The following is a 26,435-nucleotide window of genomic DNA, read 5'->3' on the forward strand; positions in this document are numbered from 1 at the left end:
CGCCCCCTCCTGGTTGGCCGGCCGGGTCTCCAACCGCACCACGTGCGGATGGTCGGGGCGCAGCTCTGCCGAATCCTCGGCCAACACGATCCGCTCGCCGGGACCCACCAGCCCCAACAGGGCGCTGAGCAGGGTGGTCTTGCCCGTTCCGGTACCGCCGGAGACGAGGAACGACAGCCGCGCCTCGACCATGTCCCGGAGCAGTCGCTGACCGCCCGGCGGCAGTGTCCCCGCGGCGACGAGCTCCTCCAGCGTGAACGCCCGAGGCCGCACCACCCGCAGCGAGAGGCAGGCCGAGCCGACCGAGACCGGGGGCAGCACGGCATGCAGCCGGGTGCCGTCGGGCATCCGGGCGTCCACCCAGGGCCGGGCGTCGTCCAGGCGCCGCCCCGCGACGGCGGCCAGCCGTTGGGCGAGCCTGCGCACGGCCCCGGCGTCGGCGAAGGTCACTCCGGTCAGCTCCAGCCCACCACCGCGGTCCACCCACACCCGGTCGGGGGCCGCCACCAGCACATCGGTGACCTCCGGGTCGCCGAGCAGTGCCTCCAGCGGGCCTGCGCCGACCAGCTCGGACCGTAACTCCGCAGCCACACCGAGCACTTCAGCGTCCCCGAGGAGCCTGCCCTGGGCCCGTAGGGCGGCCGCCACCCGCGCCGGGGTCGGTTCCGCCCCGCTCTCGGCGAGCCGCCGGCGCACCGCGTCCAGGAGCACCGCGCTCATGCCGGCACCCCCTGGGCGGAGCCGAGCGCCCGCTGCCAGAAGCCGTCGCAGAAGCGGGCCAGCGCGCTCTTCCCCTGCGTCCCCGGTGGTTCGCCCTCGGCCACCCTCCCCGGGAGCCCCACCTCGACGGGCACCTCCCCGGCCAGCGGTGCCCCCAACAGCCCGGCCACGGACTCCGGATCGAGGCCGCCCGCACAGCGTCCCCGTACGACGACCCGCACGTCCCGGGCCACCATCCGGACCCCGGCCGCCACCCGGCCCGCGGCGGCCACCGACCGCAACTCGCCCGGCACCACCATCAGCACCAGGTCGAGCTGGGCCAGCACCTCGGCCACGGGTTCGTCGACCCGCCGCGGGAGGTCGACCACCACCACCCCGCCCCGGCGGCGCGCAGCCGCCACCACGGACCGGATCGCGGCGGGCGGCACCACCACCCGGTCACCGCGGTCCCAGCTGAGCACGCGAAGGTCGTGCAGCTCGGGCAGGGACTCCTCGAGCGCTCCGGCGCCGACCCGGCCCCGCGAGGCCGCGAAGTCCGGCCAGCGCAGCCCTTCGGCGCTCTCGCCCCCGAGCAGGACGTCCATGCCCCCGCCCAACGGGTCGCCGTCGATGAGGATGGTGCGCTCACCGGCGCGGGCGGCCCGCACGGCGAGCGCGCAGGCGAGGGTGGAGGCTCCGGCGCCACCGCTGCCGCCGATCACCCCCACGGCGAGGGCGGGACGCCCGGCCCCCTCCACGACGTCGGCGATGCGGTCGACGAGCCGGCCCTCGGCGTCGGGGAGCCGCAACACCTCCTCGGCGCCGATCTCCACCGCCCGTTGCCACACCTGGGGGTCGTCCAGGTCCCGGCCGACGAGGAACACGCCGGCCCTGCGCGGTGCCCCGCGCACCCGTCCGGCGGCGTCGTCGCCCACCAGCACGAGCGGTGCGGATTCCCATCCCGGGCTCCCCGCCTCGCCGCCCACCCCGACGGCCCCGCCCCGCTCGGGAACCTCGTGGCGCACATGCGGCTCGGCACCCGCCGCGGCACACAGCCTCAGCAGATCGTCGAGCAGCAGCGGGTCTTCGGTGATGATCAGCGGCCGCCCGCCACCGGGTGCGGATCCGGCCACGGAACCGGTTCCGAGGCCCGCCCCGACCCCCGCCCCCCTTCCGCCGACCACGGACTCCCGCGTTTCACACGACTTCGATCGGGCCACGATCTCCGCCCCCTTCTCACTGCAAATGCTTCCGCCACGGACTTCGCGGCTGGAATCACCGTGCAGCGATCAGGAAAAAGAAGTGGATCTTGTTGGATAACTGTGGACAACCCATCGGTTGTGAATAACCCCGTCACTCTCTCCGGTGAGTTCCGGAGCGCGGCGGAACCACTACGCAGCGTCACGAGTTTGAGGGAGTGAGGGCCTTCGCCACGTCGGCCCCGCACGAGAGGAGGGGCCGGAGGATGGTCACTTGGGGCCGAAGGCAGGGACGCGAACCGCGTCCGGACATGCGACGACCCCCGCCGGGGGGGAGAGCGGGGGTCGTCCCCACGGTCCGACTCGGGGGGGGAGGAGCCAGACCGGGTTAGCACGGTCGCGAACGATCCGTGACTTCCATGGTGTACCCGAGAGCCTTCTCAGGCAAACCCACGCGCCACACCTTACGCCGAATGGTGGGCGCATATGCTCGGGGCGTGGAAAATCAGCCCTTGCCGCACTCCTCGCCTCGCACCGCAGCCTTCTTCGACCTGGACAAGACGGTCATTGCGAAGTCGAGCACCTTGACGTTCAGCAAGTCCTTCTACCAAGGCGGTCTGATCAACCGGCGAGCCGTGTTGCGCACCGCGTACACCCAGTTCATCTTCCTGGCCGGCGGCGCCGACCACGATCAGATGGAACGGATGCGGGAGTACCTGTCCGCCCTCTGCAAGGGGTGGAACGTGCAGCAGGTGCGGGAGATCGTCGCCGAGACCCTGCACGACCTCATCGACCCGATCATCTACGACGAGGCCGCGTCCCTGATCGAGGCCCACCACACCGCGGGCCGCGACGTGGTGATCGTGTCCACCTCCGGCGCGGAAGTCGTCGAGCCCATCGGGGAGATGCTCGGCGCGGACCGGGTCGTCGCCACCCGCATGGTCGTCGGTGAAGACGGTTGCTTCACCGGCGAGATCGAGTACTACGCCTACGGGCCCACCAAGGCGGAGGCGGTACGCGAACTCGCGGAGTCCGAGGGGTACGACCTCACCCGCTGCTACGCCTACAGCGACTCCGCCACCGACATCCCGATGCTCGAAGCGGTCGGACACCCGCACGCCGTCAACCCCGACCGGGCGCTGCGGCGGGAAGCCGTGGCACGGGAGTGGCCGGTCCTGGTCTTCAACCGGCCCGTGCGGCTGAAGCAGCGCCTTCCCGGGCTGTCCATGCCGACCCGGCCCGCCCTGGTCGCCGCGGCGGCCGTGGGCGCGGCAGCCGCCACGGCCGGGCTGGTCTGGTACGCGAGCCGGCGCCGCGCCCATGCACTGGCCGCAGCCGGCTCTGCCCGAATGTCCTGACCTGCACGGATAAAGACTGTCCGGTTCGTCCTCGATCGTCCCGGAAGGTAAAAAGTGGAGCTAGGGGTTTCGCATGGCTCCGAAGCGGAGTACAAATAAAGCAACGGCCCGCGAGACCAAAGAACATCCGAGAGGATCATCTTTAAAACGCAGTAAGGCCCACGGACCGAAGCATGAGCGCCGAGCACCCACGCGACGTCGACCCGTCGATTACGGGCCAGCCGCACCAGGTAACGGGCAAAGACCCCGACCTGATGGGCAACTATCGAGGACGCTTGGTAACTGGGCGTAAATGCCAGCGGCGACACCAAAGCAAGACGGTGTCGCCGCAACCCATGTCCGGGGCCCGAACGCCCCGCACACGGGGCCGAACGGGCCGAACGGATGGAACGGGCGGCTCAGGCCGCGCCGCGCTGCAGGGCTTCGCAGACCGCCGTCGACTCGCGGACACCCAGTTCGACCGCCCGGCCGCAGTGCGCGATCCAGGCGGACATGCCCTCCGCGGTCCCGGAAACGTAGCCCTCGAAAGCGGCCAGGTAGGCGTCGGTCCCCTGCTCCGCATGCCCGACCTCCGCCGGGCAGATGGCCTTGGGGTCCAGACCGCTGTTGATCAGGACGATCCGCTCGGCCGCCCGCGCGACCAGCCCGTTGTACGAGGCGAACGGACGCAGCGCCAGCAGTTCGCCGTGCACCACCGCGGCCGTGATCAGGGCCGGGGCGGAACCGCCCGCGATGATCAGGCGGGACAGCCCGTCGAGGCGACCCGCCACCTCCTCGGCGCTCGGAAGCGGGAGTGCGACCAGGGGTTCGGTCACCGGCTCGCCCGCCAGCCGGGGGCGGCCCACCACATCGCCGTCCGCCGTCGACCCGCACGCCACCAGGTGCAGCCGCGCCAGGACCCGCAGCGGCGACTGCCGCCAGATGCTCAGCAACTGACCGGCCTCCGCCGTGAGCCGCAGCGCCGCACCCACCGTCAGCGCCTCCGGCTCCGAGCCGAAGTCGGTCCGGCGGCGCACCTCCTCCAGCGCCCAGTCCGCACCGGACAGCGCCGCGCTCCCGCGGGCGCCGCGCAGGGCGGCCTCCGAGGTGATCTCACCGCTGCGGCGCCGCATCACGCGGTGCCCGTAGACGCGGTCCACGGCCTTGCGTACGGAATCCACGGACTCGGCCACACCGGGCAGCCCGGCCAGGGGGGCCAGCGGGTCAGAAGCGCTACTCATAAGTAGGGAGCCTACGCACTGCGCACCCATAGCACCGACCCCTCCTTGGAGTGGTCTTCTTCACTCACCTTGACCACCCAGCGCTATCGAACCGCTACGCTTGGTGAACATGAAGATCGCTTTCGTAGGGAAGGGCGGCAGCGGCAAGACGACCCTGTCCTCCCTCTTCATCCGCCACCTCGCCGCCAATGAAGCCCCCGTCGTCGCGGTGGACGCCGACATCAACCAGCACCTGGGCGCCGCGCTCGGACTCACCGAGGAGGAGGCCGGCGAACTGCCGGCCCTCGGCGCGCACCTGCCCCTCATCAAGGAGTACCTGCGCGGTTCCAACCCGCGCATCCCGTCCGCCGACGCGATGATCAAGACCACCCCGCCCGGCCGCGGCTCGCGCCTGCTGCGCGTCACCGAGGACAACCCGGTGTACGAGGCCTGCGCGCGCACGCTCCTGCTCGACGGGGAACCCGTGCGCCTCATGGCGACCGGCCCGTTCACCGAGGCCGACCTGGGCGTGGCCTGCTACCACTCCAAGGTCGGAGCGGTCGAACTCTGCCTCAACCATCTGGTCGACGGCCCTGACGAGTACGTGGTCGTCGACATGACGGCCGGCTCGGACTCCTTCGCCTCGGGCATGTTCACCCGCTTCGACGTGACCTTCCTGGTTGCCGAACCGACCCGCAAGGGCGTCTCCGTCTACCGCCAGTACAAGGAGTACGCGCGGGACTTCGGGGTAACGCTCAAGGTCATCGGCAACAAGGTGCAGGGACCCGAGGACATCGAGTTCCTCCAGGACGAGGTGGGCGAGGACCTGCTGGTCACCGTCGGGCACTCCGACTGGGTGCGGGCCATGGAAAAGGGCCGGCCGGCCCCCTTCGAGCTGCTGGAAGCATCCAACCGGTTCGCCCTCCAGGAACTCCAGGACGCCGCCGACGACTCGTACGCGCACCGCGACTGGGCCCGGTACACGGAGCAGATGGTGAGCTTCCACCTCAAGAACGCGGAGAGCTGGGGCAACGCCAAGACCGGGGTCGACCTGGCGGACCAGGTCGACCCCGGATTCGTCCTTCGCGAGGGGGCCGAGGCGCTCGTCAGCCCTCGTCCGCACTCTCCCCAGCCGGCTCCTCAGCCGGCTTGACGCCCGCGGGGGCGGCCGGCGCCGCCGGCGGCCCCGCGGTCAGGAACTTCCCCCAGCCCTCCTTCGGCGCCTCGCCGACGTCGAGGGTGCGCATCCACTCCAGGGCCTTCGGGTCCTGTGCGTCCAGCCAGTCCACCAGCTCCCGGAACGGGACGCAGCGGACCTCCTTCTGGGTGCACATGGTCTTGATGGACTCCTCGACGGCGCGCATGTAGGTGCCGCCGTTCCAGGACTCGAAGTGGTTGCCGATGATCAGCGGTGCGCGGTTGCCCTGGTAGACGCGGTCGAAGGCCTCCCGCAGGCCGTCGCGCATCTGGTCACCCCAGTACGCGTGCTGGGAGGGGTCACCCTGCGAGGTCGTCCCGGACTGGTTGACCATGTAGTTGTAGTCCATGCTCAGGGTGTCGAAGGCACGCCCCGGCATGGGCACCAGCTGGAGCGGGATGTCCCAGAGCCCGTCCGTCTTCTTCGGCCAGATCTGCTTGCTGATGCCGCTGGAGTCGTAGCGGAAGCCCATGTCCTTCGCCGCCAGCATGAAGTTCTTCTGGCCTTCGAGGCAGGGCGTGCGGGCGCCGATGAGCTCCTTGTCGTAGTTGAAGGGGAGCGCCTCCTGGTCCTTCAGGCCGGAGTTGGTCTTCCAGTTCTTGACGAAGGACTTCGCCTGGTTGATCTCGCTCTGCCACTCCTCCACGGACCAGGTGCCGACACCGCCGTCGGGCCCGCAGAAGTGTCCGTTGAAGTGGGTGCCGATCTCGTTGCCCTCCAGCCAGGCCGCACGGACCTGGGTGGCGGTGTCCTTGATGCCCTGGAGGTCGCCGAAGCCGATGTCGGAGCGCCCCGGCGAGTGCTGGGGCGCCGTATAGAGGGAACGTTTCTCCTCCGGGAGCATGTAGACACCGCTGAGGAAGTACGTCATGCGGGCGTTGTACTTCTTGCCGACCTCACGGAAGTGCGAGAAGAGCTTCTGACTGTCCTCGCCGGCCCCGTCCCACGAGAACACCACGAACTGCGGCGGTTTTTCCCCGGGCCCCAGCTTCTGCGGCTTCTGAACGTTCGGCTGCATGCCGGTGTACGCGGTCGAACCGTCGCCGATGGGCCGGTTGACGCTGCCCGGAGCCTCCGGGGCGGCAGCCCCCTTGAGCGCGTTCGGGGCCCCGGGAGCCGGGGACTTGGCGGGTTCCGAGGTGCTGCACCCGGCGGCCCCCAGGACCAGCACCGTGGCGACCAGGCCACCGGCGACCTTCTTCGTGGCGGCGATCATCCGCCCCACCTCTCCCTCGCAGTTCCATCGCGGGACTTCCGCGCCGCAACGTCCCATGCGGTCTGCTCGAGAGGAGGTATGACAAGCCGTACAAAATGCTTAATCACCCTTTAGCGCTAATTCGTACGTCATTTGCCCGTATTATTCACCGCTCGCCTTTACTCTCCATTACCATTCATTTACCGAGCGTTGAGACTCCCGCCGCTTCATCCCTCCCCAGAGGAGACGGGAACCCATGACAGCCACCTCCCCCACGAGCACCACCCAACAGATCCGCAAGGACCTTCCCGCGGATCTCTCCGCCTCCATCGCCGTCTTCCTGATCGCCCTGCCACTCTCGCTCGGCATCGCCCTGGCCACCGGCGCCCCGCTCCAGGCGGGGCTGGTCGCCGCGGCGGTCGGCGGGATCGTCGCCGGGCGGCTCGGTGGCGCCCCGCTCCAGGTGAGCGGGCCCGCCGCCGGACTCACCGTGGTCACCGCCGAGTTGATCCAGCGCTACGGATGGCGCACCACGTGCGCCATCACCGTGCTCGCCGGCATCTGCCAACTCGGCCTCGCCGCACTGCGCACCGCCCGGTCGGCGCTCATGGTCAGCCCGGCCATCGTGCACGGCATGCTCGCGGGCATCGGCGTGACCATCGCACTGGCCCAGCTGCACATCGTGCTCGGCGGCACACCGCAGAGCAACGCCGTGGCCAACGTCCTCGGGCTGCCGGGCCAGTTGGCCGATCTGCACCCGGTCGCCCTGGGCATCAGCGTGCTGACCCTGCTCGTCCTGCTCGGCTGGCCACGGCTGCCCGGTCGGGTGGGCCGCGCCCTGCGCAAGGTGCCCGCGGCGCTCGCCGCCGTCGCCACGGCCACGGCCTTCGCCGCGCTGGCCGGGCTCAGCCTGCCGCGGGTGGACCTGCCGTCCTGGCGCAGCCACGCCCTGCCCGAAATGCCCGAGGGGCCGGTCCTCGGTCTCATCGCCGCGGTACTGACCATCACCCTGGTCGGCAGCGTGGAATCGCTGCTCTCCGCCGTCGCGACCGACAAGCTGATCGCCTCCGAGCGCCGTACGGGCAACCGCCCGCCGCGCGCCGACCTCAACCGGGAACTGCGCGGCCAGGGCGCGGCGAACATCGTCTCCGGCTCGCTGGGCGGGCTGCCCATCACGGGCGTGGCCGTCCGCAGCGTGGCGAACGTCAAGTCCGGTGCGGTCAGCCGGAAGTCGTCCATGCTGCACGGATTCTGGGTACTGCTCGCGGCCGGGCTGCTGGTCCCGGTCCTCGACCTGATCCCGCTCGCCGCGCTGGCCGCCCTCGTGATGGCGGTCGGCGTACAGATGGTCAACATCACGCACCTGCGCAGTGTCACCCGGCACCGGGAGATCCTGGTCTACGGCACGACCATCGTCGCCGTGGTGCTCGGCGGCGTCCTGGAAGGCGTGGCCATCGGTATCGCCGTGGCCGTCGCGCTGGCCCTGTACCGGCTCACGCGGACCCGGATCACCGTGGAGCAGCTGGACAGCGGGGCCCACCGGGTGCAGGCGCGCGGGCAGTTGACCTTCCTCGCGGTGCCCCGGCTGAGCCGGGTGCTGAACCAGATTCCGCACGACAAGCACGCGGTGGTCGAGCTGGACGGCTCGTTCATGGACCACGCGGCCTACGAGACGTTGCACGACTGGCAGGATTCCCACCTGGCGCACGGGGGCTCGCTGGAGGTCACCGGCCGCGCCGGCTCGTCGGCGCGGCTGCCCGAGGCCGCGCCCGGAGCGGCGCCCGACGACGGGCCCGCCGACGGGAGCCCCCACGCGGACCGCTCCCGCCGCACGCCACAGCGCGGCGGGCACCAGTGCTGCCGCCCCTGGACCCCGTGGCAGAACCACTGCGACCACCGCCCCGCGAGTACCCGTACGATCACTGCCGCGGCCGCGGCCAAGGCAGCTGCGGAGGCCGCCGGGGCAAAGACGGAGGCCGTCGCCGAGCCGGCCGGCTCACCCGCCCCCCGGCGGCGCGGCGCGGGCCAACTGGCCAACGGGATCAGCGCCTTCCAGCGCGACACGGCGCCCCACGTGCGGGACGAGCTGGCCCGGCTGGCCCGCGAGGGGCAGCGGCCCTCCCAGCTCTTCCTCACCTGTGCGGACTCCCGCCTGGTGACCAGCATGATCACGGCCAGCGGGCCCGGCGACCTGTTCACCGTCCGCAACGTCGGCAATCTGGTCCCGCTGCCCGGCGCGGAGTCCACCGACGACTCCGTGGCCGCAGCCATCGAATACGCCGTGGACGTGCTGCAGGTGGACAGCATCACGGTGTGCGGACACTCGGGCTGCGGCGCCATGCAGGCCCTGCTCTCCTCCGCGCCCGGCGCCCCGATGACCCCGCTGCGCCGCTGGCTGAAGCACGGGCTGCCCAGCCTGGAGCGGATGGCCAGCCGCCACCACGCCTGGGCCCGGATCGCGGGCCGGCTCCCGGCGGACGCGGTGGAGCAGCTCTGCCTGACCAATGTGGTCCAGCAGCTGGACCATCTGCGGGCCCATGAATCGGTGGCCCGGCGACTCGCCGAGGGCACCCTCGAACTGCACGGGATGTACTTCCACGTGGGCGAGGCGCAGGCGTATCTGCTGTCCGAGGGCGAGGACTTCTTCGACTGTCGGGTCTTCGACAGCGTGGGTCAGCACGCCTGAACCGATACCCTCCCGTATTCGTGCATTCGTTTGGCCCCTCCCCGCCCCTTGCAGCGGGGAGGGGCCATTCGCACTCCGTTCTCGCGCGGACCAGATCGTGATATAGGTCTAAACCAATTCTCGGCTACCCCTTGTCACCTGGGCCGCTGACTGATGAGCTATGCCCGGGGACACAACGGACACCCTGGGAAAGGGAGATGTCGTGAGCAATGAGAGCCTGGCCAATCTGCTCAAGGAGGAGCGGCGGTTCGCACCGCCCGCCGATCTGGCCGCCGCCGCCAATGTGACCGAGGCTGCGTATGCACAGGCCGACGCGGACCGGCTGGGCTTCTGGGCCGAGCAGGCCCGGCGGCTGACCTGGGCCACCGAGCCGACCGAGACGCTCGACTGGACGAACCCGCCCTTCGCGAAGTGGTTCGCGGACGGCAAGCTCAACGTCGCGTACAACTGCGTGGACCGTCACGTCGAGGCCGGCAACGGCGACCGCGTCGCCATCCACTTCGAGGGCGAGCCCGGCGACAGCCGCTCGATCACCTACGCCGAGCTCAAGGACGAGGTCTCCAAGGCCGCCAACGCCCTGACCGAGCTGGGTGTCGAGGCCGGCGACCGCGTCGCCGTCTACCTGCCGATGATCCCCGAGGCGGTCGTCGCGATGCTCGCGTGCGCCCGTGTCGGCGCCGCGCACTCCGTGGTCTTCGGCGGGTTCTCCGCCGACGCCGTCGCCTCCCGCATCCAGGACGCCGACGCGAAGCTGGTGATCACCGCCGACGGCGGCTACCGCCGCGGCAAGCCCACCGCCCTGAAGCCCGCCATCGACGAGGCCGTCGCCAAGTGTCCGCAGGTCGAGCACGTGCTCGTCGTGCGCCGCACCGGCCAGGACACCGCCTTCGCCGAGGGCCGCGACCTCTGGTGGCACGACGTGGTCGGCCGGCAGTCCGCCGAGCACGCCCCGCAGCCGTTCGACGCCGAGCACCCGCTCTTCATCCTCTACACCTCGGGGACCACGGGTAAGCCCAAGGGCATCCTGCACACCTCCGGCGGCTACCTCACGCAGGCCGCGTACACCCACCAGGCGGTCTTCGACCTGAAGCCGGAGACCGACGTCTACTGGTGCACCGCCGACATCGGCTGGGTGACCGGGCACTCCTACATCGTCTACGGGCCGCTCGCGAACGGCGCCACCCAGGTGATGTACGAGGGCACCCCCGACACCCCGCACCAGGGCCGGTTCTGGGAGGTCGTCCAGAAGTACGGGGTGACCATCCTCTACACGGCGCCCACGGCCATCCGCACGTTCATGAAGTGGGGCGACGACATCCCCGCGAAGTTCGACCTGTCGAGCCTGCGCGTACTGGGCTCGGTCGGCGAGCCGATCAACCCCGAGGCCTGGATCTGGTACCGCAAGCACATCGGCGGCGACCGCTGCCCGATCGTGGACACCTGGTGGCAGACCGAGACCGGCGCGATGATGATCTCCCCGCTGCCGGGCGTCACCGCCACCAAGCCGGGCTCCGCACAGCGCGCCCTGCCCGGGATCTCCGCCACCGTCGTGGACGACGAGGCGCACGAGGTCCCGAACGGCGGGGGCGGCTACCTGGTGCTCACCGAGCCGTGGCCGTCGATGCTGCGCACCATCTGGGGCGACGACCAGCGGTTCATCGACACCTACTGGTCGCGCTTCGAAGGCAAGTACTTCGCCGGTGACGGCGCCAAGAAGGACGACGACGGCGACATCTGGCTGCTCGGCCGGGTGGACGACGTGATGCTGGTGTCCGGCCACAACATTTCGACCACCGAGGTCGAGTCGGCCCTCGTCTCGCACCCCTCGGTCGCCGAGGCGGCCGTGGTCGGCGCCAACGACGAGACCACCGGTCAGGCCATCGTCGCCTTCGTCATCCTGCGCGGCAGCGCCTCCGAGACCGAGAACCTGGTCGCGGACCTGCGCAACCACGTGGGCAGCACGCTGGGCCCGATCGCCAAGCCCAAGCGGATCCTGCCGGTCCAGGAGCTGCCGAAGACCCGCTCGGGCAAGATCATGCGCCGTCTGCTGCGCGACGTGGCGGAGAACCGCGCGGTCGGTGACGTCACCACGCTCGCCGACTCCTCGGTCATGGACCTGATCCAGAGCAAGCTCCCGGCCGCCGGCAGCGAGGACTGAGGCACACCGCCCGAAACGCACTGAGCTGCGCTGAGACGCACTGAGTCATACCGACGCACCGAAAGGGGCACCCGGCACGCCGCGCCGGGTGCCCCTTTCGCACTTAAAGTGATGATCACCGGATACGCCCTCGCGTGCACCCTGTAAAATATTAAAAGCGTAAAGAAAGACCACAGGGTGCGCCGGGAAGTCTGGTCGGCAATGAGTTCTGCCATGCCGTCCAACCGCCCCCCGGAGGTGTCCCCTCGTGGCCGCGCCCAGCCCCACCGACCACAAGAGCCCCAAGCTGCTCGGCCGCCTCTCACTGCCCGAGCTCCGCTTCGTCGGCGACGCCCTGCGCGCCGAGACCGTCGGCGGTGTGCTGTTGCTGGTGGCCGCGATCGTCGCCCTCCTGTGGGCGAACATCCCCGCCCTCTCGGAGAGCTACTCCAGCGTCCGGTCCTTCCACATCGGCCCCGCCTCCCTCGGCCTGGACCTCTCGCTCCAACACTGGGCGGCCGACGGACTCCTCGCCATCTTCTTCTTCGTCGCCGGCATCGAGCTCAAGCGCGAGCTCGTCGCGGGCGATCTGCGCGATGCCCGGGCAGCCGCGCTCCCGGTGATCGCCGCCCTGTGCGGCATGGCCGTACCCGCGGTGGTCTACCTGCTCGTCAACGTCCTGGGCGACGGCTCCACCGCCGGCTGGGCCGTCCCGACCGCCACCGACATCGCCTTCGCGCTCGCCGTCCTCGCCGTCATCGGCACCTCGCTGCCATCGGCCCTGCGCGCCTTCCTGCTGACCCTCGCGGTCGTCGACGACCTCTTCGCCATCCTGATCATCGCGGTGTTCTTCACCAGCGAGATCGACTTCCTCGCGCTCGGCGGCGCGCTCGTGGGCCTCGCCCTCTTCTGGTTCCTGCTCCGCAAGGACGTCCACGGCTGGTACGTCTACGTTCCGCTCGCCCTGGCCATCTGGGGCCTGATGTACAACAGCGGCGTCCACGCCACCATCGCCGGCGTCGCCATGGGCCTGATGCTCCGCTGCACCCGCCGGGAGGGCGAGCAGCGCTCCCCCGGCGAGCACATCGAGCACCTGGTCCGGCCCGTATCGGCCGGTCTCGCCGTGCCCCTCTTCGCCCTCTTCTCCGCCGGTGTCTCCCTCTCCGACCAGGCCATCGCCCAGGTCTTCACGCGGCCCGAGACCCTCGGCGTGGTGCTCGGCCTGGTCATCGGCAAGGCGGTGGGCATCTTCGGCGGCACCTGGCTGGCCGCCCGCTTCACCAAGGCCGAGTTGAACGAGGACCTCGCCTGGCCGGACGTACTCGCCGTGGCCTCGCTCGCCGGCATCGGCTTCACCGTCTCCCTCCTGATCGGCGAACTCGCCTTCGCCGACGACCCGGTCCTCACCGACGAGATCAAGGCTGCCGTCCTGTTCGGCTCCCTGATCGCCGCCGTGGTCGCGTGCGTCATGCTCAAGCTCCGCAACCGCACGTACCGGGCGCTCACCGAGGCCGAGGAGCGCGACGACGACCACGACGGCATCCCGGACATCTACGAGGAGCACAACCCCGCGTACCACCTGCGGATGGCCAAGATCTACGAGGACAGGGCCGCGGAACACCGCCGCAAGGCCGAGAAGCAGGCCGCCACCGCGCTCCAAACCGCAGCCGGGTCCACCACCGACGGCGACCGTCCGGCATGATCTGACTGACGACGCAAGACAGCCGTGCCGCCCGGCAGCAGACGACAGAGGGAGAGAGCGATGAGCGCAGTGGACCAAGAGGCGCAGGGAGCCGAGCGCACACTCGGCCAACTGGTCGCCTCGGCCACCGCCGAGATGTCCGCGCTGGTGCACGACGAGATCGCCCTCGCCAAGGCGGAGATCCGCGAGGACGTCAAGCGCGTGGGCAGCGGTTCCGCCTCGATGGTGGCCGCCGGAGTGCTCGCGCTCTTCTCCGTCCCGGTGCTGACCTTCGCCGCGGCGTACGGGATCCACAACCTCGGGCTCGGGCTCGCGTGGTCCTTCCTCATCGTCGGCAGCGCGTTCCTGCTGATCGCGGGCGTGCTCGTACTGATCGGCGTACGCAAGTTCAAGAAGGTCAAGCCGCCGGAGAAGTCCATCGCCTCCGTCAAGCAGACCGCCGCGCTGGTCCAGACCGTCAAGCCGCACCCGCGGCCGGTGAGTGACAAGGCTGTGGGTGTGGCACGCTCGTCCTCATGACAGCGCCCACGCCGGACTCCAGCGTTCCTCCCACAGCTGCCACGGCGGTACGGCTCGACCTCCCCGGCGGGCGGGCGGTGACGCACCGGGACGTCGCCGCGAACGGCGCCCGCTTCCACGTCGCCGAGCTCGGTGACGGGCCGCTGGTGCTGCTGCTCCACGGCTTCCCGCAGTTCTGGTGGACCTGGCGGCACCAGATGACCGCGCTCGCCGACGCCGGGTACCGGGCGGTCGCGATGGACCTGCGCGGCGTGGGCGGCAGCGACCGCACCCCGCGCGGATACGACCCCGCCAACCTGGCGCTCGACATCACCGGAGTCGTACGGTCCCTCGGCGAGCCGGACGCCGCGCTCGTCGGGCACGACCTGGGCGGGTACCTCGCCTGGACGGCGGCCGTGATGCGGCCCAAGCTGGTGCGCCGACTCGTGGTCTCCTCCATGCCGCATCCGCGCCGCTGGCGCTCGGCGATGCTGTCGGACTTCGGTCAGACCCGGGCGAGTTCACACATCTGGGGCTTCCAGCGGCCGTTCGTTCCCGAGCGTCAGCTCGTCGCCGACGGCGGGGCGCTCGTAGGGGAGCTGATCCGGGACTGGTCGGGGCCGCGGCCGCCCGAGGACGAGGATCTGGCCGTGTACCGGCGGGCCATGTGCATCCCGTCCACCGCGCACTGCTCGATCGAGCCGTACCGCTGGATGATGCGGTCGATGGCGCGGCCCGACGGGATCCAGTTCAACCGGCGGATGAAGCGTCCGGTGCGGGTGCCGACGCTGCACCTGCACGGTTCGCTCGACCCGGTGATGCGTACGCGCAGCGCAGCCGGTTCCGGGGAGTACGTCGAAGCCCCGTACCGGTGGCGGCTGTTCGACGGGCTCGGGCACTTCCCGCACGAGGAGGACCCGGTCGCCTTCTCGTCCGAGCTGGTGAACTGGCTCAAGGATCCCGAGCCGGACCGCTGACGGGACGCCCGGCCCTTCCGCCACCGAACGGACTGCGGACGGGCCGCGGACCCGGCGACCGTCCCCTGGAAGGGCGGGAGTTCGAGCGTGCGCTTGTCTTACGAGCATTCAATTGCCTGGCGCATAGGCCAATTGGCCGCCCCTGACGGGGTTACGGACCTTGGGCCACGGGCAGAGCTCGGAGTATGAGCTGGACGCACGACTACGGTGACACCGCGCACGAACGCCGCTCGGCAGCTACGCCGGGCACCCACGAGAGGGCCGGCCGACACGGCCACGACCCCCGCCTCGGGATTCCGCTCATCCTGCGCCGACGGGCCCGCTGGGTCTCCGCGCGCCTGCGCCATCCACGGACGTAGGGACCCGGCGGGAGCGGCGCCTCAGAGCGCGCAGCCCTGGCTGTCGACGCGGCGCACGGCGTCCTTGCCGACCCGGATGTCGTCGCGGATCTCGTCCGCCGTCAGCACGTAACCGGTGTTGGGGTCGTCGAGCGACTTCGCGAAGACGACTCCGTACACCCGGCCTTCGGGCGTCAGCAGCGGTCCGCCGGAGTTGCCCTGGCGGACCGTCGCGAACAGCGAGTAGACGTCCCGTCGGACGGTACCCCGGTGGTAGATGTCCGGGCCGTTGGCGTTGATCCGCCCGCGGACACGGGCCGAACGGACGTCGTACCCGCCGTTCTCCGGGAAGCCCGCGACGATCGCGTCGTTGCCGCTCGCCGCGTCCTTCTCGGAGAACTCCAGCACCGGAGCCTTCAGCTTCGGCACGTCCAGGACGGCGATGTCGCGCGCCCAGTCGTAGAGCACGACCTTGGCGTCGTACAGCCTGCCCTCGCCGCCGATCTGCACGGTCGGCTCGCTGACCCCGCCGACGACGTGCGCGTTGGTCATCACCTTGCCGGGCGCGAAGACGAAGCCCGTGCCCTCCAGCACCTTGCTACAGCTGGGGGCGGTACCGACGACCTTCACGATCGAGCGCTTCGCCACCTCGGCGACGGGGCTGTTGACGAGCGTCGGGTCGGGCGCCTGCACCTCGGTGATGGGCTCGTTGGAGAACGGGCTGAACACCTGGGGGAAGCCGTTGCGCGCGAGGGTGGAGCTGAAGTCCGAGAACCAGGTGTTCGCCTGGTCGGGCAGCACCCGTGACACGCCGAGCAGGACCTTGGAGTTACGGACCTCCTTGCCCACGCTGGGCAGCGCGGTCTGGGCCACCAGCAGCCCGATCAGCCACGCCACGAGCAGCATGGCCACCACGTTGACCAGGGCGCCGCCGGTCGCGTCGAGCGCGCGCGCCGGCGACCAGGTGATCTTGCGGCGGAGTCTGCTCCCGAGATGGGTGGTCAGGGCCTGGCCGATCGAGGCGCAGATGATGATCACGACCACGGAGATCACGACGACCGTGGTGGACACCTTGGTGCCGTTGTCCGTCACCCGGTCCCAGACCAGCGGGAGCAGGGACACGGCGACGAGACCACCGCCGAGGAAGCCGATCACCGACATGATGCCGACGACGAACCCCTGGCGGTAGCCGACGATCGCGAACCATACGGCCGCGAGCAGCAACAGAATGTCCAGCACGTTCACGTGGGCCACCGTCTCATGCGCGCCAGTCGAGCGGGACCTGTCGTGAGCGGTCCCACGGACGCTCCCAACCCGCGAAGTGCAAGATGCGGTCGATCACTCCGGCGGTGAAACCCCAGACCAGAGCCGATTCGACGGTGAATCCCGGTCCCAGGTGGCCGCTCGGATGGACGGTCGTGACCCGGTGTTCGGGGTTCGTGAGATCTGCCACGGGAACCGTGAAGACCCGCGCCGTCTCGGCGAGGTCCACGGCTCCGACCGGGCTGGGATCGCGCCACCAGCCGAGGACGGGCGTCACGACGAACTTGCTGACCGGGATGTAGAGGCGGGGCAGCACGCCGAAAAGCTGCACACCGGAAGGATCCAGTCCGGTTTCCTCTTCGGCCTCGCGCAGGGCGGCGAGCAGCGGGCCGGTGGTGTGCGGATCGCCGTCCTCGGGATCCAGCGCGCCGCCGGGGAAGGACGGCTGTCCCGCGTGCGAGCGCAGGGTGCCGGCACGCTCCATCAGGAGCAGCTCGGGGCCTCGGGCGCCCTCCCCGAAGAGGACGAGCACGGCGGACTGCCGCCCGCGGCCGTCCTCGGGCGGCAGGAAGCGGCTCAACTGCCCCGGCTGGACGGACCGGGCCGCCTCGACGACGGGGTCGAGCCACTCGGGCAGCCCGTCGGTGGTGATGGCCGGGCGGTGCCCACGGCGGGCTCCCACCGTGGTCCCGGCCTCGTCCGGTGTACCGCGCGTCATAGGCACCCCTGTCCGCGTTGTCCTGTCCAGCACCGTCTCCCACACCACAAACGCGGTCCGGGTACCGATTCGTTCCTAAGTCCCCAAGTCCGCAGGCTTTCACGCCCCCGCACCCTTGCGCCCCCGTCCCCGTCCGGCCCGCGTCCGTCCCCTGCCCGTCCCCCGTCCGGCCCGCGTCCGGCCCGCGCGTGCACCACCTCGCCGCCGCCCTGCGGGCACCCGCTACGGCGCCGCCACGGCCCCGCCCAGCGGCGGGGCCGGAAGGCCCGGGTAGTCCGGGGGCGGGGTCAGCCGCTGGCCCGGCTGGCCGCCCTTCTCGTACTTGAGCAGCTTCTTCGCCTTCTCCGGGTCCGTCTCGCCCTCCCCGTACGCCGGGCAGAGCGGGGCGATCGGGCAGGCCCCGCAGGCGGGCTTGCGCGAGTGGCAGATCCGGCGGCCGTGAAAGACGACCCGGTGCGAGAGCATCGTCCACTCGCTCTTCGGGAAGATCGCGCAGATCTCCGCCTCGACCTTCTCCGGGTCCTCCTGCTCGGTCAGCTTCCAGCGGCGCACCAGTCGACCGAAATGGGTGTCCACCGTGATCCCCGGCACGCCGAACGCATTGCCGAGGACCACGTTGGCGGTCTTGCGGCCCACTCCGGGCAACTTCACCAGGTCCTCGATCCGGCCCGGCACCTCCCCGCCGAAGTCGTCCCGCAGGGCCTGCGACAGACCGAGCAGGGACCTCGACTTGGCCCGGAAGAACCCGGTCGGCCGGATCAGCTCCTCCAGATCCTCGGGAGCGGCCGCGGCCATGTCCTCGGGGGTCGGGTAGGCCGCGAAGAGGGCCGGGGTCGTCTGGTTCACCCGCAGATCGGTGGTCTGGGCGGACAGCACCGTCGCGACGAGCAGCTCGAAGGGATTGCGGAAGTCGAGCTCCGGATGGGCGTACGGATAGATCTCGGCCAGCTCGCGGTTGATGCGTCGCGCCCTGCGCACCATGGCCAGGTGCGATTCCTGCTTGGCCGACTTCGGTTTCTTGGCCGAAACTTTGCCCTGAGGGGTGGCCGCGGCCCTCCCGGACGTCTTCACTGGGACATGTTCGCCCACGGCGGAATTTTGGGGCTCCGTCACTCCGGCGGACCCCTTGGCCTGTGCTCTCACCGGCTTATTGGACACCCGGCCAGCCTAAGGCCGGCCGCTGACACCCGCCCGGACCTCAGGTAACACCACTCCAATTGGCCTCTGGCCGCACAGCACGCCCGTCCGTCCGGCATCCTTGTGATTGATCGCACTGTTTGAGCCGTCCGGCAAAATGGGGAGCACGGTCCCCTGAGCTGGTCGACATAGGAGAGAGACTCGTGGACGACGTTCTGCGGCGCGCCCCGCTCTTCGCGGCGCTCGATGACGAGCAGGCCGCGGAGCTCCGCGCCTCCATGGGCGAGGTGACCCTCGCACGCGGTGACGCCCTGTTCCACGAGGGCGATCCCGGCGACCGGCTGTATGTCGTGACCGAGGGCAAGGTGAAGCTCCACCGCACCTCCCCCGACGGTCGCGAGAACATGCTGGCCGTCCTCGGCCCCGGCGAGCTGATCGGCGAGCTGTCGCTCTTCGATCCGGGCCCGCGCACCGCCACCGCCACCGCGCTGACCGAGGTCAAGCTCCTCGGCCTCGGCCACGGTGACCTCCAGCCCTGGCTCAACGCCCGGCCCGAGGTCGCGACCGCGCTGCTGCGCGCCGTCGCCCGCCGCCTGCGCAAGACCAACGACCAGATGTCCGACCTGGTCTTCTCCGACGTTCCCGGCCGTGTGGCGCGGGCGCTCCTCGACCTCTCGCGCCGCTTCGGCGTGCAGTCGGAGGAGGGCATCCACGTGGTGCACGACCTCACGCAGGAGGAGCTCGCCCAGCTCGTCGGCGCCTCGCGCGAGACCGTGAACAAGGCCCTGGCCGACTTCGCGGGCCGCGGCTGGCTGCGCCTGGAGGCGCGTGCGGTCATCCTGCTGGACGTGGAGCGCCTCGCGAAGCGCTCCCGCTAACGCCGGCCACAGCCGTTCGAAGGGGTCCTGCCCGACCGGGCACGGGCCCCTTCGCGTTTCCCCGGGCCCGACAGCGCCTGCGGGGCGGTCCGGGGCTGCGGGGCCGGTCCGGGGCTGTGGGCCGGTCCGGGAGCTGCCGAGCGGGCCGGAGGCCCGCCTAGCGGTCCGGCCGACGCACGGCGTTCGGTCCGCCGCCCCGGGCGGGCAGCCAGGCACAGTGGAGCCATGGAGCACAGAGGGCTGGACGCGTACGGGTACTTCGAGCGAGAGGGGTCCCTCGGTCGCGTACAGGGCGAGTTCAAGGGCCTCGTTGCGGCCGCGCGGGCCCGGACCGGCGAGGCGTACGGCCGACGGCTGCACAGCGCGTACCTCTACGGGTCAGTGCCGCGCGGGTCGGCCCGGCCCGGGCGGTCGGACCTGGACCTGCTGCTCGTACTGCACCACGAGCCCTCCGAGGAGGACCGGGACACCGCCGAGGTGCTCGCCCGCGGGCTCGACGAGGACTTCCCCGAGGTCGACGGGGTCGGCATCCTGCTCCAGGACAAGGTCGCCGTGCTGAGCGAGGCGGAACGATTCGACATGGGCTGGTTCCTCGCCTGCCTGTGCACCCCGCTGCTCGGCGCGGACCTGGCCGAGCACCTGCCGCGCTACCGGCCGGACAGCCTGCTCGCCCGCGAGACCAACGGCGACCTGGCCGACCTGCTGCCCGCGTGGCGGACGCGGGTGCGGGAGGCGTCGACCCCGCAGGAGTACCGGAAGCTGAGCCGCCACTTCTCCCGGCACCTGGTGCGCACCGCCTTCACGCTGGTCATGCCGCGATGGGGCGGCTGGACCAGCGACCTCGGCGAATCCGCGGAGATCTTCGGCATGTACTACCCGGAACGCGCGGCACAGGTGGAGGCCGCGGCCGCCGTCGCACTGGATCCCGTCGCGGACCCGGAGGTGCTGCGCGGTTACGTCGAGGACCTCGGGCCGTGGCTGGCGGACGAGTACACGGCCCGGCACGGGACGAAGACGCCCCGCCGGGGCTGAGCGTCGTGGGCGCCGGCCCCGGGCCGGCTCAGACCTTCTCGGCTGCGGCGAGGGCGTCGACGGCCAGCTTGGCCTCCGCCAGGCCCGCGCCGGTGATCCGCCGGTATTCCTTGATCGCCGAGATGTGCCGGTCGGCCCTCAGATGGGCCCGTACCTCGTCCATCCCGGCCGGCTCCGGTTCCTCGATGCCGAAGTGGTCCAGCACCAGGGCCAGGCGGCGCTCCATGCGGTCGGCCTTGTTCTGCAGGCTCTGCACCCGGAGCGTCACCGTCGAAGTGATCCATCCGGCCGTCGCGACCAACACGACCAGCAAGAACACGGTGTTCATTCGGGCCCTCCCGGGATCAGTCCGTGATCTTGAAGGTACTCCAGCTGCGCCCGGACGGACCACTCCGCGGCCGGCCACAAGGAGCGGTCCACGTCCGCGTAGACCTGGGCGACGACCGCCTCCGGGGTCAGGCAGCCGTTCTCGACGGCGGTCTCGACCTGGGCGAGCCGGTGCGCGCGGTGGGCCAGGTAGAACTCGACGGCGCCCTGCGCGTCCTCCAGGACCGGCCCGTGGCCCGGCAGGACGGTGTGCACCCCGTCGTCCACCGTCAGCGAGCGCAGGCGGCGCAGGGAGTCCAGGTAGTCGCCGAGACGGCCGTCGGGGTGGGCGACGACGGTGGTGCCGCGGCCCAGGATGGTGTCGCCGGTCAGCACGGCCCGGTCGGCGGGCAGGTGGAAACAGAGCGAGTCGCTGGTGTGGCCGGGGGTCGGTACTACGCGCAGCTCCAACCCGCCGGTCCGGATCACGTCCCCCGCGGCCAGGCCCTCGTCACCGAGGCGCAGCGCCGGGTCCAGGGCGCGGACCTTCGTACGGGTGAGCTCGGCGAAGCGGCCCGCGCCCTCGGCGTGGTCCGGGTGGCCGTGGGTGAGCAGGGTGAGGGCGATCCGCTTGCCCGCCTGCTCGGCGGTGGCGATGACCGCCCTCAGGTGTACCTCGTCCAGCGGGCCGGGATCGATCACGACGGCGAGGTCGGAACCGGGCTCGGACACCAGCCAGGTGTTGGTGCCGTCGAGGGTCATCGCGGAGGCGTTGGGAGCCAGGACGTTCACCGCGCGGGCGGTCGCCGGCCCGGAGGTGACCACTCCGCGGGGCTGGCCGGGCAGTGCGGCGGCGTCGGTCATGCGGGGCCTCCGGGAGCTGCGGGATCGGCGGGATCCGTGGGACCTTCGGGATCTGTGGAACCTGCGGGTTCCGTGGGACCCGCGGGGCTTCCGGGGCGGACGCGCTTGGTGAACTCGTCGTGCCCCGGCCAGCTGAGCACGAGCTCGCCGTCCTCCAGCGTGGCCTGGGCCAGCACCGGGGCGAGGTCCTGCCGGGCCGCTGCGGCGAGCGCGCCCGCGGCGCTCCCGTACGGCTCCAGCGACCGCAGCGTGGAGATGGTCGGCGGCATCATCAGCAGCTCGCCCTTGTCGTATCCGGCGGCCGCGTCGGTCGGGCGGATCCACACGGTCCGGTCGGCCTCGGTGGAGGCGTTGCGGGTGCGCTGGCCCTCGGGGAGGGCGGCGACGAAGAACCAGGTGTCGTAACGGCGCGGCTCGAACTCGGGGGTGATCCAGCGTGCCCAGGCCCCGAGCAGGTCGGAACGCAGCCGCAGGCCGCGACGGTCGAGGAACTCCGCGAAGGACAGCTCCCGCGCCACGAGGGCCTGCCGGTCGACCTCCCAGTCGTCGCCGGTGGTGTCACCGACGATCTCGTCCGGGGTCTGCCCGGCGAGCAGGACGCCCGCCTCCTCGAAGGTCTCCCGTACGGCACTGCAGACGATGGCCTGGGCGGTCAGGGGGTCGGTCCCGAGCCGGGCCGCCCAGTCCTCGCGGGAGGGGCCGGCCCAGCCGACCTGGTGCTCCTCGTCGCGGGGATCGACCCCGCCGCCCGGATAGGCGTACGCGCCCCCGGCGAAGGCCATGGAGGCCCGCCTGCGCAGCATGTGCACGGCGGGGCCGTCGGGGGTGTCGCGCAGGAGCATCACGGTGGCGGCGCGCCGCGGCTCCACCGGGACGAGCGAGCCGGCCGCGAGCGCGCGGATGCGGTCGGGCCACTCCGGCGGGTACCACTGGCCTCCGGCGGGGGGCTGCTGCTGACCATGCTGACCATTCGGCATGGCCGGATGCTACGGCCATCCGGCCCGATGTTCGAGGGTCCCCCGTCACGGGCGGCCGACACGGTGGCGGACACGCGGGGCCGGCACCGGCGATCCGGCCGCCGGGGAAGCACGCGGGACGGGACGGGACCGCGCGGTGCGCGACCCGGCCCGTCCCGGCGGAACCCACCCCGAGGGGTCAGGCTCCGGCGACCAGCTCCACCTGGATCTCGACCTCGACCGGGGCGTCCAGCGGCAGGACCGCCACGCCGACCGCGCTGCGGGCGTGGACGCCCTTCTCGCCGAGGACCTCGCCGAGCAGCTCGCTCGCACCGTTCAGCACGCCCGGCTGGGCCGTGAAGTCGGGGGCGGAGGCGATGAAGCCGACGACCTTCACGACACGCGCGATCTTGTCGAGGTCACCGACGACGGACTTGACGGCGGCCAGGGCGTTCAGCGCGCAGACCGCCGCCAGCTCCTTGGCCTGCTCCGGCGAGACCTCGGCGCCGACCTTGCCGGTGATCGGCATGCTGCCCTTGACCATCGGGAGCTGGCCCGCGGTGAAGACGTACGAGCCCGACCGCACGGCGGGCTGGTACGCGGCCAGCGGCGGGACGACGCCCGGGAGCGTCAGGCCGAGCTCGGCCAGCTTCGCCTCTACGGCACTCATGCCTTCTCCCGCTTGAGGTAGGCCACGAGCTGCTCGGGGTTGTTCGGGCCGGGCACGACCTGGACGAGCTCCCAGCCGTCCTCGCCCCAGGTGTCCAGGATCTGCTTGGTGGCGTGAACCAGCAGCGGGACCGTCGCGTATTCGAACTTCTTGGTCATGGGAGCGAGGGTAGTGCCTGGAGCGCGGGGCGCATGCCGCCCCCGGAACCGCCGGTCGGACACCTCACCCGAGCAGGCGCCGCGCCGACCCGAACGGGGCCCGGACGGAGCCCGGACGGGGCCGATCCGGGTCGAACGTAACGGAGCTCACCCCCGAACACTCCGGCAGAACCACCCGGCACCACCGGAGTCGAACCCGAGGAATTAGGCTCGGACGCTGTGAGCAGGCTCCAGGTGGTCAGCGGCAAGGGCGGCACCGGCAAGACCACGGTCGCCGCAGCACTCGCGCTTGCCCTCGCGCGCGAGGGCGGACGGACTCTTCTGGTGGAGGTCGAGGGCAGGCAAGGGCTCGCGCAGCTCTTCGGCGCCGAGGCGCTCCCCTACGAGGAGCGGAAGATCGCCGTGGCGCCCGGCGGGGGCGGTGAGGTCTACGCGCTCGCCATCGACGCCGAACGGGCGCTGCTGGACTACCTCCAGATGTTCTACAAGCTCGGCTCGGCCGGCCGCGCGCTCAAGAAGCTCGGCGCCATCGACTTCGCGACGACCATCGCCCCCGGGCTGCGCGACGTGCTGCTGACCGGCAAGGCGTGCGAGGCGGTGCGGCGCAAGGACAAGACGGGCCGCTACGTCTACGACCACGTGATCATGGACGCGCCACCGACCGGGCGCATCACCCGGTTCCTGAACGTCAACGACGAAGTGGCGGGCCTGGCCCGGTTCGGGCCGATCCACAACCAGGCCCAGGCCGTCATGAAGGTCCTCAAGTCCCCCGAGACCGCGGTGCACCTGGTCACCCTCCTGGAGGAGATGCCCGTCCAGGAGACCGCGGACGGCATCGAGGAACTGCGCGAGGCCGGACTGCCCGTCGGGCGGGTCGTCGTGAACATGGTCCGGCCGCACCATCTGGACGAGGACACCCTGCGCACCGCGGCCGGCGACCACCGCGCCGAGGTGGCGAAGTCGCTGTCCCGGGCGGGCCTCGGCGGCGCCCGGCGCGGCGGGCTGGCCGAGCGGCTGGTGGACCCGCTGCTCAGACAGGCGGCCGAGCACGCGGGCCGGGTGGAGCTGGAGCGGGCGCAGCGCGCCGTACTGGCGGGGCTGGACCTGCCGACGTACGAACTGCCCCTGCTCGGGGCGGGGATGGATCTGGCCGGGCTGTACGCGCTGGCCAAGGAACTGCGGAAGCAGTCGGTGGCCGAATGAGCGAGGGGGTGGACACCGTGAGCATGGACACTCCGCCGCGGCTGGCGGTCGACCGGCTGTTGGACGACCGGGAGACCCGGATCATCGTGTGCTGCGGGGCGGGCGGGGTCGGCAAGACCACCACGGCCGCGGCGCTCGGCGTACGGGCGGCCGGGCGCGGGCGCAAGGCCGTCGTGCTCACCATCGACCCGGCGCGGCGGCTCGCGCAGTCGATGGGGATCGACTCGCTGGACAACACCCCGCGGAAGGTGGGGACCGTCGGGGCGGGGGGCGGTGAACTCCACGCCATGATGCTGGACATGAAGCGGACCTTCGACGAGATCGTCGAGGCGCACGCGGACGCCGAGCGGGCCCGGGCCATCCTCGCCAACCCCTTCTACCAGTCCCTGTCGGCCGGCTTCGCGGGCACGCAGGAGTACATGGCAATGGAGAAGCTCGGGCAGCTGCGGGCCCGGGACGACTGGGACCTGATCATCGTCGACACTCCGCCGAGCCGGTCCGCGCTGGACTTCCTGGACGCGCCGAAGCGCCTCGGGTCCTTCCTGGACGGGAAGTTCATCCGGGTGCTGATGGCTCCGGCGAAGGTGGGCGGCCGGGCCGGGATGAAGTTCCTGAACGTCGGCATGTCGATGATGACCGGCACCCTCAGCAAGCTGATGGGGGCCTCGCTGCTGAAGGACGTCCAGACCTTCGTGGCCGCGATGGACACGATGTTCGGCGGCTTCCGCACGCGCGCGGACGCGACCTTCCGACTGCTCCAGGCTCCCGGCACGGCCTTCCTGGTGGTCGCCGCGCCCGAGGCGGACGCCCTGCGCGAGGCGGCGTACTTCGTGGAACGGCTGGCCGCGGAGAAGATGCCGCTGGCCGGCCTGGTACTGAACCGGGTGCACGGCAGTGGCGCCGACCAGCTGTCCGCCGAGCGGGCGTTGGCCGCCGCAGAGAATCTTGAAGAAGGCGGCATTGTCGATCAGGAGTCCGGGAAAGCTGGACTTCGTGACTCGGGCGCGGAAGCCACCGAGCCCACTGAAACTGCCGAGACCGCCGGGTCCGCCGATACTGCGCGGACCGCACACAGCGCACGGACCACACGCACCACCCGGACCGCGAACCCTCCCGAGACAGGCTCCCCCGGCACCGAAGGCGATACCGCGGTCGTCGACCGGATCACGGCAGGACTGCTGCGCCTGCACGCCGAACGCATGCAGGTGATCGCGCGTGAGCAGCGCACACGCGATCGGTTCACCTCACTGCACCCCGAAGTGGCGGTGGCTGAAGTGGCCGCCCTGCCCGGCGATGTGCACGACCTCGCCGGGCTACGGGCCATCGGAGAACGACTCGCGGCCGGGGTACCGGCCGGAGCGTAGGCGTTCGTACGTCGTGGCGGCCGTGTGGTCTACCCGGCTGCCGCGTATGTCTCGTACGACACGTCGATCTCCGCGTCTGCATCCATGGTGAGGATGCCCGTACTGCGCTCGTACTCCGTACGTGCGGTTTCGAGCAGCCGTCGCCACGAGGTGACGGTGGGACGCCGGCGCAGCAGCGCACGTCGTTCCCGCTCGGTCATTCCGCCCCATACTCCGAACTCGACACGATTGTCGAGCGCGTCGGCCAGGCACTCGGTCCGCACCGGACATCCGGTGCACACCGCCTTGGCCCTGTTCTGTGCCGCTCCTTGAACGAATAGTTCATCCGGATCGGTAGTGCGGCAGGCTGCCTGCGCACTCCAGTCGGTAACCCAGCCCATCCCGGCGCCGTCCTCTCCCGAATCGAGGCTCCCCCACGGCGGTAGCGGCATATTCACCGCTGCCAGTTGAGGACGTTACGGAAGGCGGGCACAGTGCAACACCCCCGACGGGCCCAATCTTGAATGGTCCGAACGGACTATGGGTAAGCGGCAGATCACCCGACGGAGTGATCCGGCGACATGCCCGACCATTGCGGCAATTCGGGTGTAATCGTCGGTTGGACTTCAGCAGAGGGGCAAGATTCGGACATACGTCCACCCCGTTCGGGAAGGGTGAAAATCAAGCCGAGGGGTTGATGTCGCACCACACTGCTGTGACA

General features: G+C 71.0%; 24 protein-coding genes. 11 read left to right on the forward strand and 13 right to left on the reverse strand.

Annotated elements, in window-relative coordinates; all coding sequences use genetic code 11:
* Both OG594_RS00005 and ssd read right to left on the reverse strand, forming a co-directional pair.
* The coding region (locus OG594_RS00005) for a CpaF family protein (RefSeq protein WP_266594457.1) at window positions 1-720 on the reverse strand (720 nt) is incomplete at its 3' end.
* Window positions 717-1,832 (reverse strand): septum site-determining protein Ssd, encoded by a 1,116-nt coding sequence (gene ssd, locus OG594_RS00010; RefSeq protein ID WP_266594458.1) that lies wholly within the window; start codon window positions 1,830-1,832, stop codon window positions 717-719. The genes OG594_RS00005 and ssd, both read right to left, overlap by 4 nt.
* A 539-nt stretch (window positions 1,833-2,371) precedes the next feature.
* Here ssd and OG594_RS00015 point away from each other — a divergent pair.
* A complete protein-coding gene (locus OG594_RS00015; RefSeq protein ID WP_266594459.1) occupies window positions 2,372-3,256 on the forward strand; it encodes an HAD family phosphatase in 885 nt (294 codons plus the stop codon).
* Between the two features lie 398 nt (window positions 3,257-3,654).
* On the opposite strand, the gene OG594_RS00020 is transcribed toward OG594_RS00015, so the two are convergent.
* Window positions 3,655-4,476: an oxidoreductase gene (locus tag OG594_RS00020; protein WP_266594460.1), complete on the reverse strand. Its 822-nt coding sequence runs from the start codon at window positions 4,474-4,476 to the stop codon at window positions 3,655-3,657.
* Window positions 4,477-4,585: 109 nt separating this feature from the next.
* Between OG594_RS00020 and OG594_RS00025 the strand changes: the two genes are divergently transcribed.
* The gene (locus OG594_RS00025) at window positions 4,586-5,608 is read left to right on the forward strand and encodes an ATP-binding protein (protein ID WP_266594461.1); all 1,023 of its coding nucleotides are present in this window, start codon (window positions 4,586-4,588) and stop codon (window positions 5,606-5,608) included.
* Here the strand turns inward: OG594_RS00025 and OG594_RS00030 are convergent.
* Entirely contained in the window at window positions 5,562-6,869 is a 1,308-nt protein-coding gene (locus OG594_RS00030; protein WP_266594462.1) for a hypothetical protein, read from the reverse strand. The genes OG594_RS00025 and OG594_RS00030 overlap by 47 nt on opposite strands.
* A gap of 235 nt (window positions 6,870-7,104) precedes the next feature.
* Here OG594_RS00030 and OG594_RS00035 point away from each other — a divergent pair, with 235 nt between their 5' ends.
* The 5 genes from OG594_RS00035 (at window position 7,105) to OG594_RS00055 (ending at window position 14,848) form a co-directional block, all read left to right on the forward strand.
* Window positions 7,105-9,534, forward strand: a complete 2,430-nt coding sequence (locus tag OG594_RS00035) for a SulP family inorganic anion transporter (protein WP_266594463.1) — start codon at window positions 7,105-7,107, stop codon at window positions 9,532-9,534.
* Window positions 9,535-9,694: 160 nt separating this feature from the next.
* Complete coding sequence (gene acs / locus OG594_RS00040; protein WP_266594464.1) at window positions 9,695-11,692, forward strand: acetate--CoA ligase; 1,998 nt, start codon at window positions 9,695-9,697, stop codon at window positions 11,690-11,692.
* A 247-nt stretch (window positions 11,693-11,939) separates the two neighbouring features.
* Window positions 11,940-13,373: a Na+/H+ antiporter NhaA gene (nhaA, locus tag OG594_RS00045; protein ID WP_266594465.1), complete on the forward strand. Its 1,434-nt coding sequence runs from the start codon at window positions 11,940-11,942 to the stop codon at window positions 13,371-13,373.
* Between the two features lie 60 nt (window positions 13,374-13,433).
* Complete coding sequence (locus tag OG594_RS00050) at window positions 13,434-13,892, forward strand: phage holin family protein (protein WP_266594466.1); 459 nt, start codon at window positions 13,434-13,436, stop codon at window positions 13,890-13,892.
* Window positions 13,889-14,848, forward strand: coding sequence for an alpha/beta fold hydrolase (locus OG594_RS00055; protein ID WP_266594467.1), 960 nt, complete (start codon window positions 13,889-13,891; stop codon window positions 14,846-14,848). Before OG594_RS00050 ends, OG594_RS00055 begins: the two co-directional genes overlap by 4 nt.
* A gap of 380 nt (window positions 14,849-15,228) precedes the next feature.
* Here OG594_RS00055 and OG594_RS00060 read toward each other — a convergent pair whose 3' ends face one another.
* The 3 genes from OG594_RS00060 to nth form a co-directional block, all read right to left on the reverse strand.
* Window positions 15,229-16,431, reverse strand: a complete 1,203-nt coding sequence (locus OG594_RS00060) for a MarP family serine protease (protein WP_266594468.1) — start codon at window positions 16,429-16,431, stop codon at window positions 15,229-15,231.
* A 13-nt stretch (window positions 16,432-16,444) separates the two neighbouring features.
* A complete protein-coding gene (locus OG594_RS00065) occupies window positions 16,445-17,167 on the reverse strand; it encodes a CoA pyrophosphatase (protein WP_266594469.1) in 723 nt (240 codons plus the stop codon).
* Between the two features lie 222 nt (window positions 17,168-17,389).
* Window positions 17,390-18,238: an endonuclease III gene (gene nth / locus OG594_RS00070; protein ID WP_266594470.1), complete on the reverse strand. Its 849-nt coding sequence runs from the start codon at window positions 18,236-18,238 to the stop codon at window positions 17,390-17,392.
* A 269-nt stretch (window positions 18,239-18,507) separates the two neighbouring features.
* Between nth and OG594_RS00075 the strand changes: the two genes are divergently transcribed.
* Together OG594_RS00075 and OG594_RS00080 are read left to right on the forward strand one after the other, a co-directional pair.
* A complete protein-coding gene (locus tag OG594_RS00075; protein ID WP_003981529.1) occupies window positions 18,508-19,182 on the forward strand; it encodes a Crp/Fnr family transcriptional regulator in 675 nt (224 codons plus the stop codon).
* Window positions 19,183-19,407: 225 nt separating this feature from the next.
* Window positions 19,408-20,214, forward strand: a complete 807-nt coding sequence (locus tag OG594_RS00080) for a nucleotidyltransferase domain-containing protein (protein ID WP_266594471.1) — start codon at window positions 19,408-19,410, stop codon at window positions 20,212-20,214.
* 28 nt (window positions 20,215-20,242) lie between these two features.
* Here the strand turns inward: OG594_RS00080 and OG594_RS00085 are convergent, their stop codons facing one another.
* The 5 genes from OG594_RS00085 to OG594_RS00105 all read right to left on the reverse strand — a co-directional run bounded on the left by OG594_RS00085 (window position 20,243) and on the right by OG594_RS00105 (window position 23,168).
* The gene (locus OG594_RS00085; protein WP_266594472.1) at window positions 20,243-20,542 is read right to left on the reverse strand and encodes a hypothetical protein; all 300 of its coding nucleotides are present in this window, start codon (window positions 20,540-20,542) and stop codon (window positions 20,243-20,245) included.
* Window positions 20,539-21,384: an MBL fold metallo-hydrolase gene (locus OG594_RS00090; RefSeq protein WP_266594473.1), complete on the reverse strand. Its 846-nt coding sequence runs from the start codon at window positions 21,382-21,384 to the stop codon at window positions 20,539-20,541. The genes OG594_RS00085 and OG594_RS00090 overlap by 4 nt, the downstream gene beginning before the upstream one ends.
* Entirely contained in the window at window positions 21,381-22,361 is a 981-nt protein-coding gene (locus tag OG594_RS00095) for an NUDIX hydrolase (RefSeq protein ID WP_266594474.1), read from the reverse strand. The genes OG594_RS00090 and OG594_RS00095 overlap by 4 nt, the downstream gene beginning before the upstream one ends.
* Before the next feature lie 178 nt (window positions 22,362-22,539).
* Window positions 22,540-23,010 (reverse strand): RidA family protein, encoded by a 471-nt coding sequence (locus tag OG594_RS00100; RefSeq protein ID WP_266594475.1) that lies wholly within the window; start codon window positions 23,008-23,010, stop codon window positions 22,540-22,542.
* The gene (locus OG594_RS00105; RefSeq protein WP_007264966.1) at window positions 23,007-23,168 is read right to left on the reverse strand and encodes a DUF4177 domain-containing protein; all 162 of its coding nucleotides are present in this window, start codon (window positions 23,166-23,168) and stop codon (window positions 23,007-23,009) included. The genes OG594_RS00100 and OG594_RS00105 overlap by 4 nt, the downstream gene beginning before the upstream one ends.
* Window positions 23,169-23,387: 219 nt before the next feature.
* On the opposite strand from OG594_RS00105, the gene OG594_RS00110 reads away from it, so the two are divergent.
* On the forward strand, window positions 23,388-24,371 hold the full coding sequence (locus OG594_RS00110; RefSeq protein ID WP_266594476.1) for an ArsA-related P-loop ATPase: 984 nt from the start codon (window positions 23,388-23,390) through the stop codon (window positions 24,369-24,371).
* Between the two features lie 23 nt (window positions 24,372-24,394).
* Window positions 24,395-25,735 (forward strand): ArsA family ATPase, encoded by a 1,341-nt coding sequence (locus OG594_RS00115; RefSeq protein WP_266602485.1) that lies wholly within the window; start codon window positions 24,395-24,397, stop codon window positions 25,733-25,735.
* Window positions 25,736-25,764: 29 nt separating this feature from the next.
* Here OG594_RS00115 and OG594_RS00120 read toward each other — a convergent pair whose 3' ends face one another.
* Window positions 25,765-26,115 (reverse strand): WhiB family transcriptional regulator, encoded by a 351-nt coding sequence (locus tag OG594_RS00120; RefSeq protein ID WP_030009547.1) that lies wholly within the window; start codon window positions 26,113-26,115, stop codon window positions 25,765-25,767.
* Window positions 26,116-26,435 lie beyond the last annotated feature (320 nt).

Origin of the sequence: Streptomyces sp. NBC_01214, from assembly GCF_026340975.1 — a bacterium.
Taxonomy (GTDB): Bacteria; Actinomycetota; Actinomycetes; order Streptomycetales; family Streptomycetaceae; genus Streptomyces.

What these genes read in the sequence shown, in the direction of transcription:
- OG594_RS00015 (WP_266594459.1), top strand. Translation starts at nt 2,372, where the DNA reads ATGGTGGGCGCATATGCTCGGGGCGTGGAAAATCAGCCCTTGCCGCAC.
- OG594_RS00020 (WP_266594460.1), bottom strand. Translation starts at nt 4,476, where the DNA reads ATGAGTAGCGCTTCTGACCCGCTGGCCCCCCTGGCCGGGCTGCCCGGT.
- OG594_RS00025 (WP_266594461.1), top strand. Translation starts at nt 4,586, where the DNA reads ATGAAGATCGCTTTCGTAGGGAAGGGCGGCAGCGGCAAGACGACCCTG.
- OG594_RS00030 (WP_266594462.1), bottom strand. Translation starts at nt 6,869, where the DNA reads ATGATCGCCGCCACGAAGAAGGTCGCCGGTGGCCTGGTCGCCACGGTG.
- OG594_RS00035 (WP_266594463.1), top strand. Translation starts at nt 7,105, where the DNA reads ATGACAGCCACCTCCCCCACGAGCACCACCCAACAGATCCGCAAGGAC.
- acs (WP_266594464.1), top strand. Translation starts at nt 9,695, where the DNA reads ATGCCCGGGGACACAACGGACACCCTGGGAAAGGGAGATGTCGTGAGC.
- OG594_RS00050 (WP_266594466.1), top strand. Translation starts at nt 13,434, where the DNA reads ATGAGCGCAGTGGACCAAGAGGCGCAGGGAGCCGAGCGCACACTCGGC.
- OG594_RS00055 (WP_266594467.1), top strand. Translation starts at nt 13,889, where the DNA reads ATGACAGCGCCCACGCCGGACTCCAGCGTTCCTCCCACAGCTGCCACG.
- OG594_RS00065 (WP_266594469.1), bottom strand. Translation starts at nt 17,167, where the DNA reads ATGACGCGCGGTACACCGGACGAGGCCGGGACCACGGTGGGAGCCCGC.
- OG594_RS00080 (WP_266594471.1), top strand. Translation starts at nt 19,408, where the DNA reads ATGGAGCACAGAGGGCTGGACGCGTACGGGTACTTCGAGCGAGAGGGG.
- OG594_RS00085 (WP_266594472.1), bottom strand. Translation starts at nt 20,542, where the DNA reads ATGAACACCGTGTTCTTGCTGGTCGTGTTGGTCGCGACGGCCGGATGG.
- OG594_RS00090 (WP_266594473.1), bottom strand. Translation starts at nt 21,384, where the DNA reads ATGACCGACGCCGCCGCACTGCCCGGCCAGCCCCGCGGAGTGGTCACC.
- OG594_RS00095 (WP_266594474.1), bottom strand. Translation starts at nt 22,361, where the DNA reads ATGCCGAATGGTCAGCATGGTCAGCAGCAGCCCCCCGCCGGAGGCCAG.
- OG594_RS00100 (WP_266594475.1), bottom strand. Translation starts at nt 23,010, where the DNA reads ATGAGTGCCGTAGAGGCGAAGCTGGCCGAGCTCGGCCTGACGCTCCCG.
- OG594_RS00105 (WP_007264966.1), bottom strand. Translation starts at nt 23,168, where the DNA reads ATGACCAAGAAGTTCGAATACGCGACGGTCCCGCTGCTGGTTCACGCC.
- OG594_RS00115 (WP_266602485.1), top strand. Translation starts at nt 24,395, where the DNA reads ATGGACACTCCGCCGCGGCTGGCGGTCGACCGGCTGTTGGACGACCGG.
- OG594_RS00120 (WP_030009547.1), bottom strand. Translation starts at nt 26,115, where the DNA reads ATGGGCTGGGTTACCGACTGGAGTGCGCAGGCAGCCTGCCGCACTACC.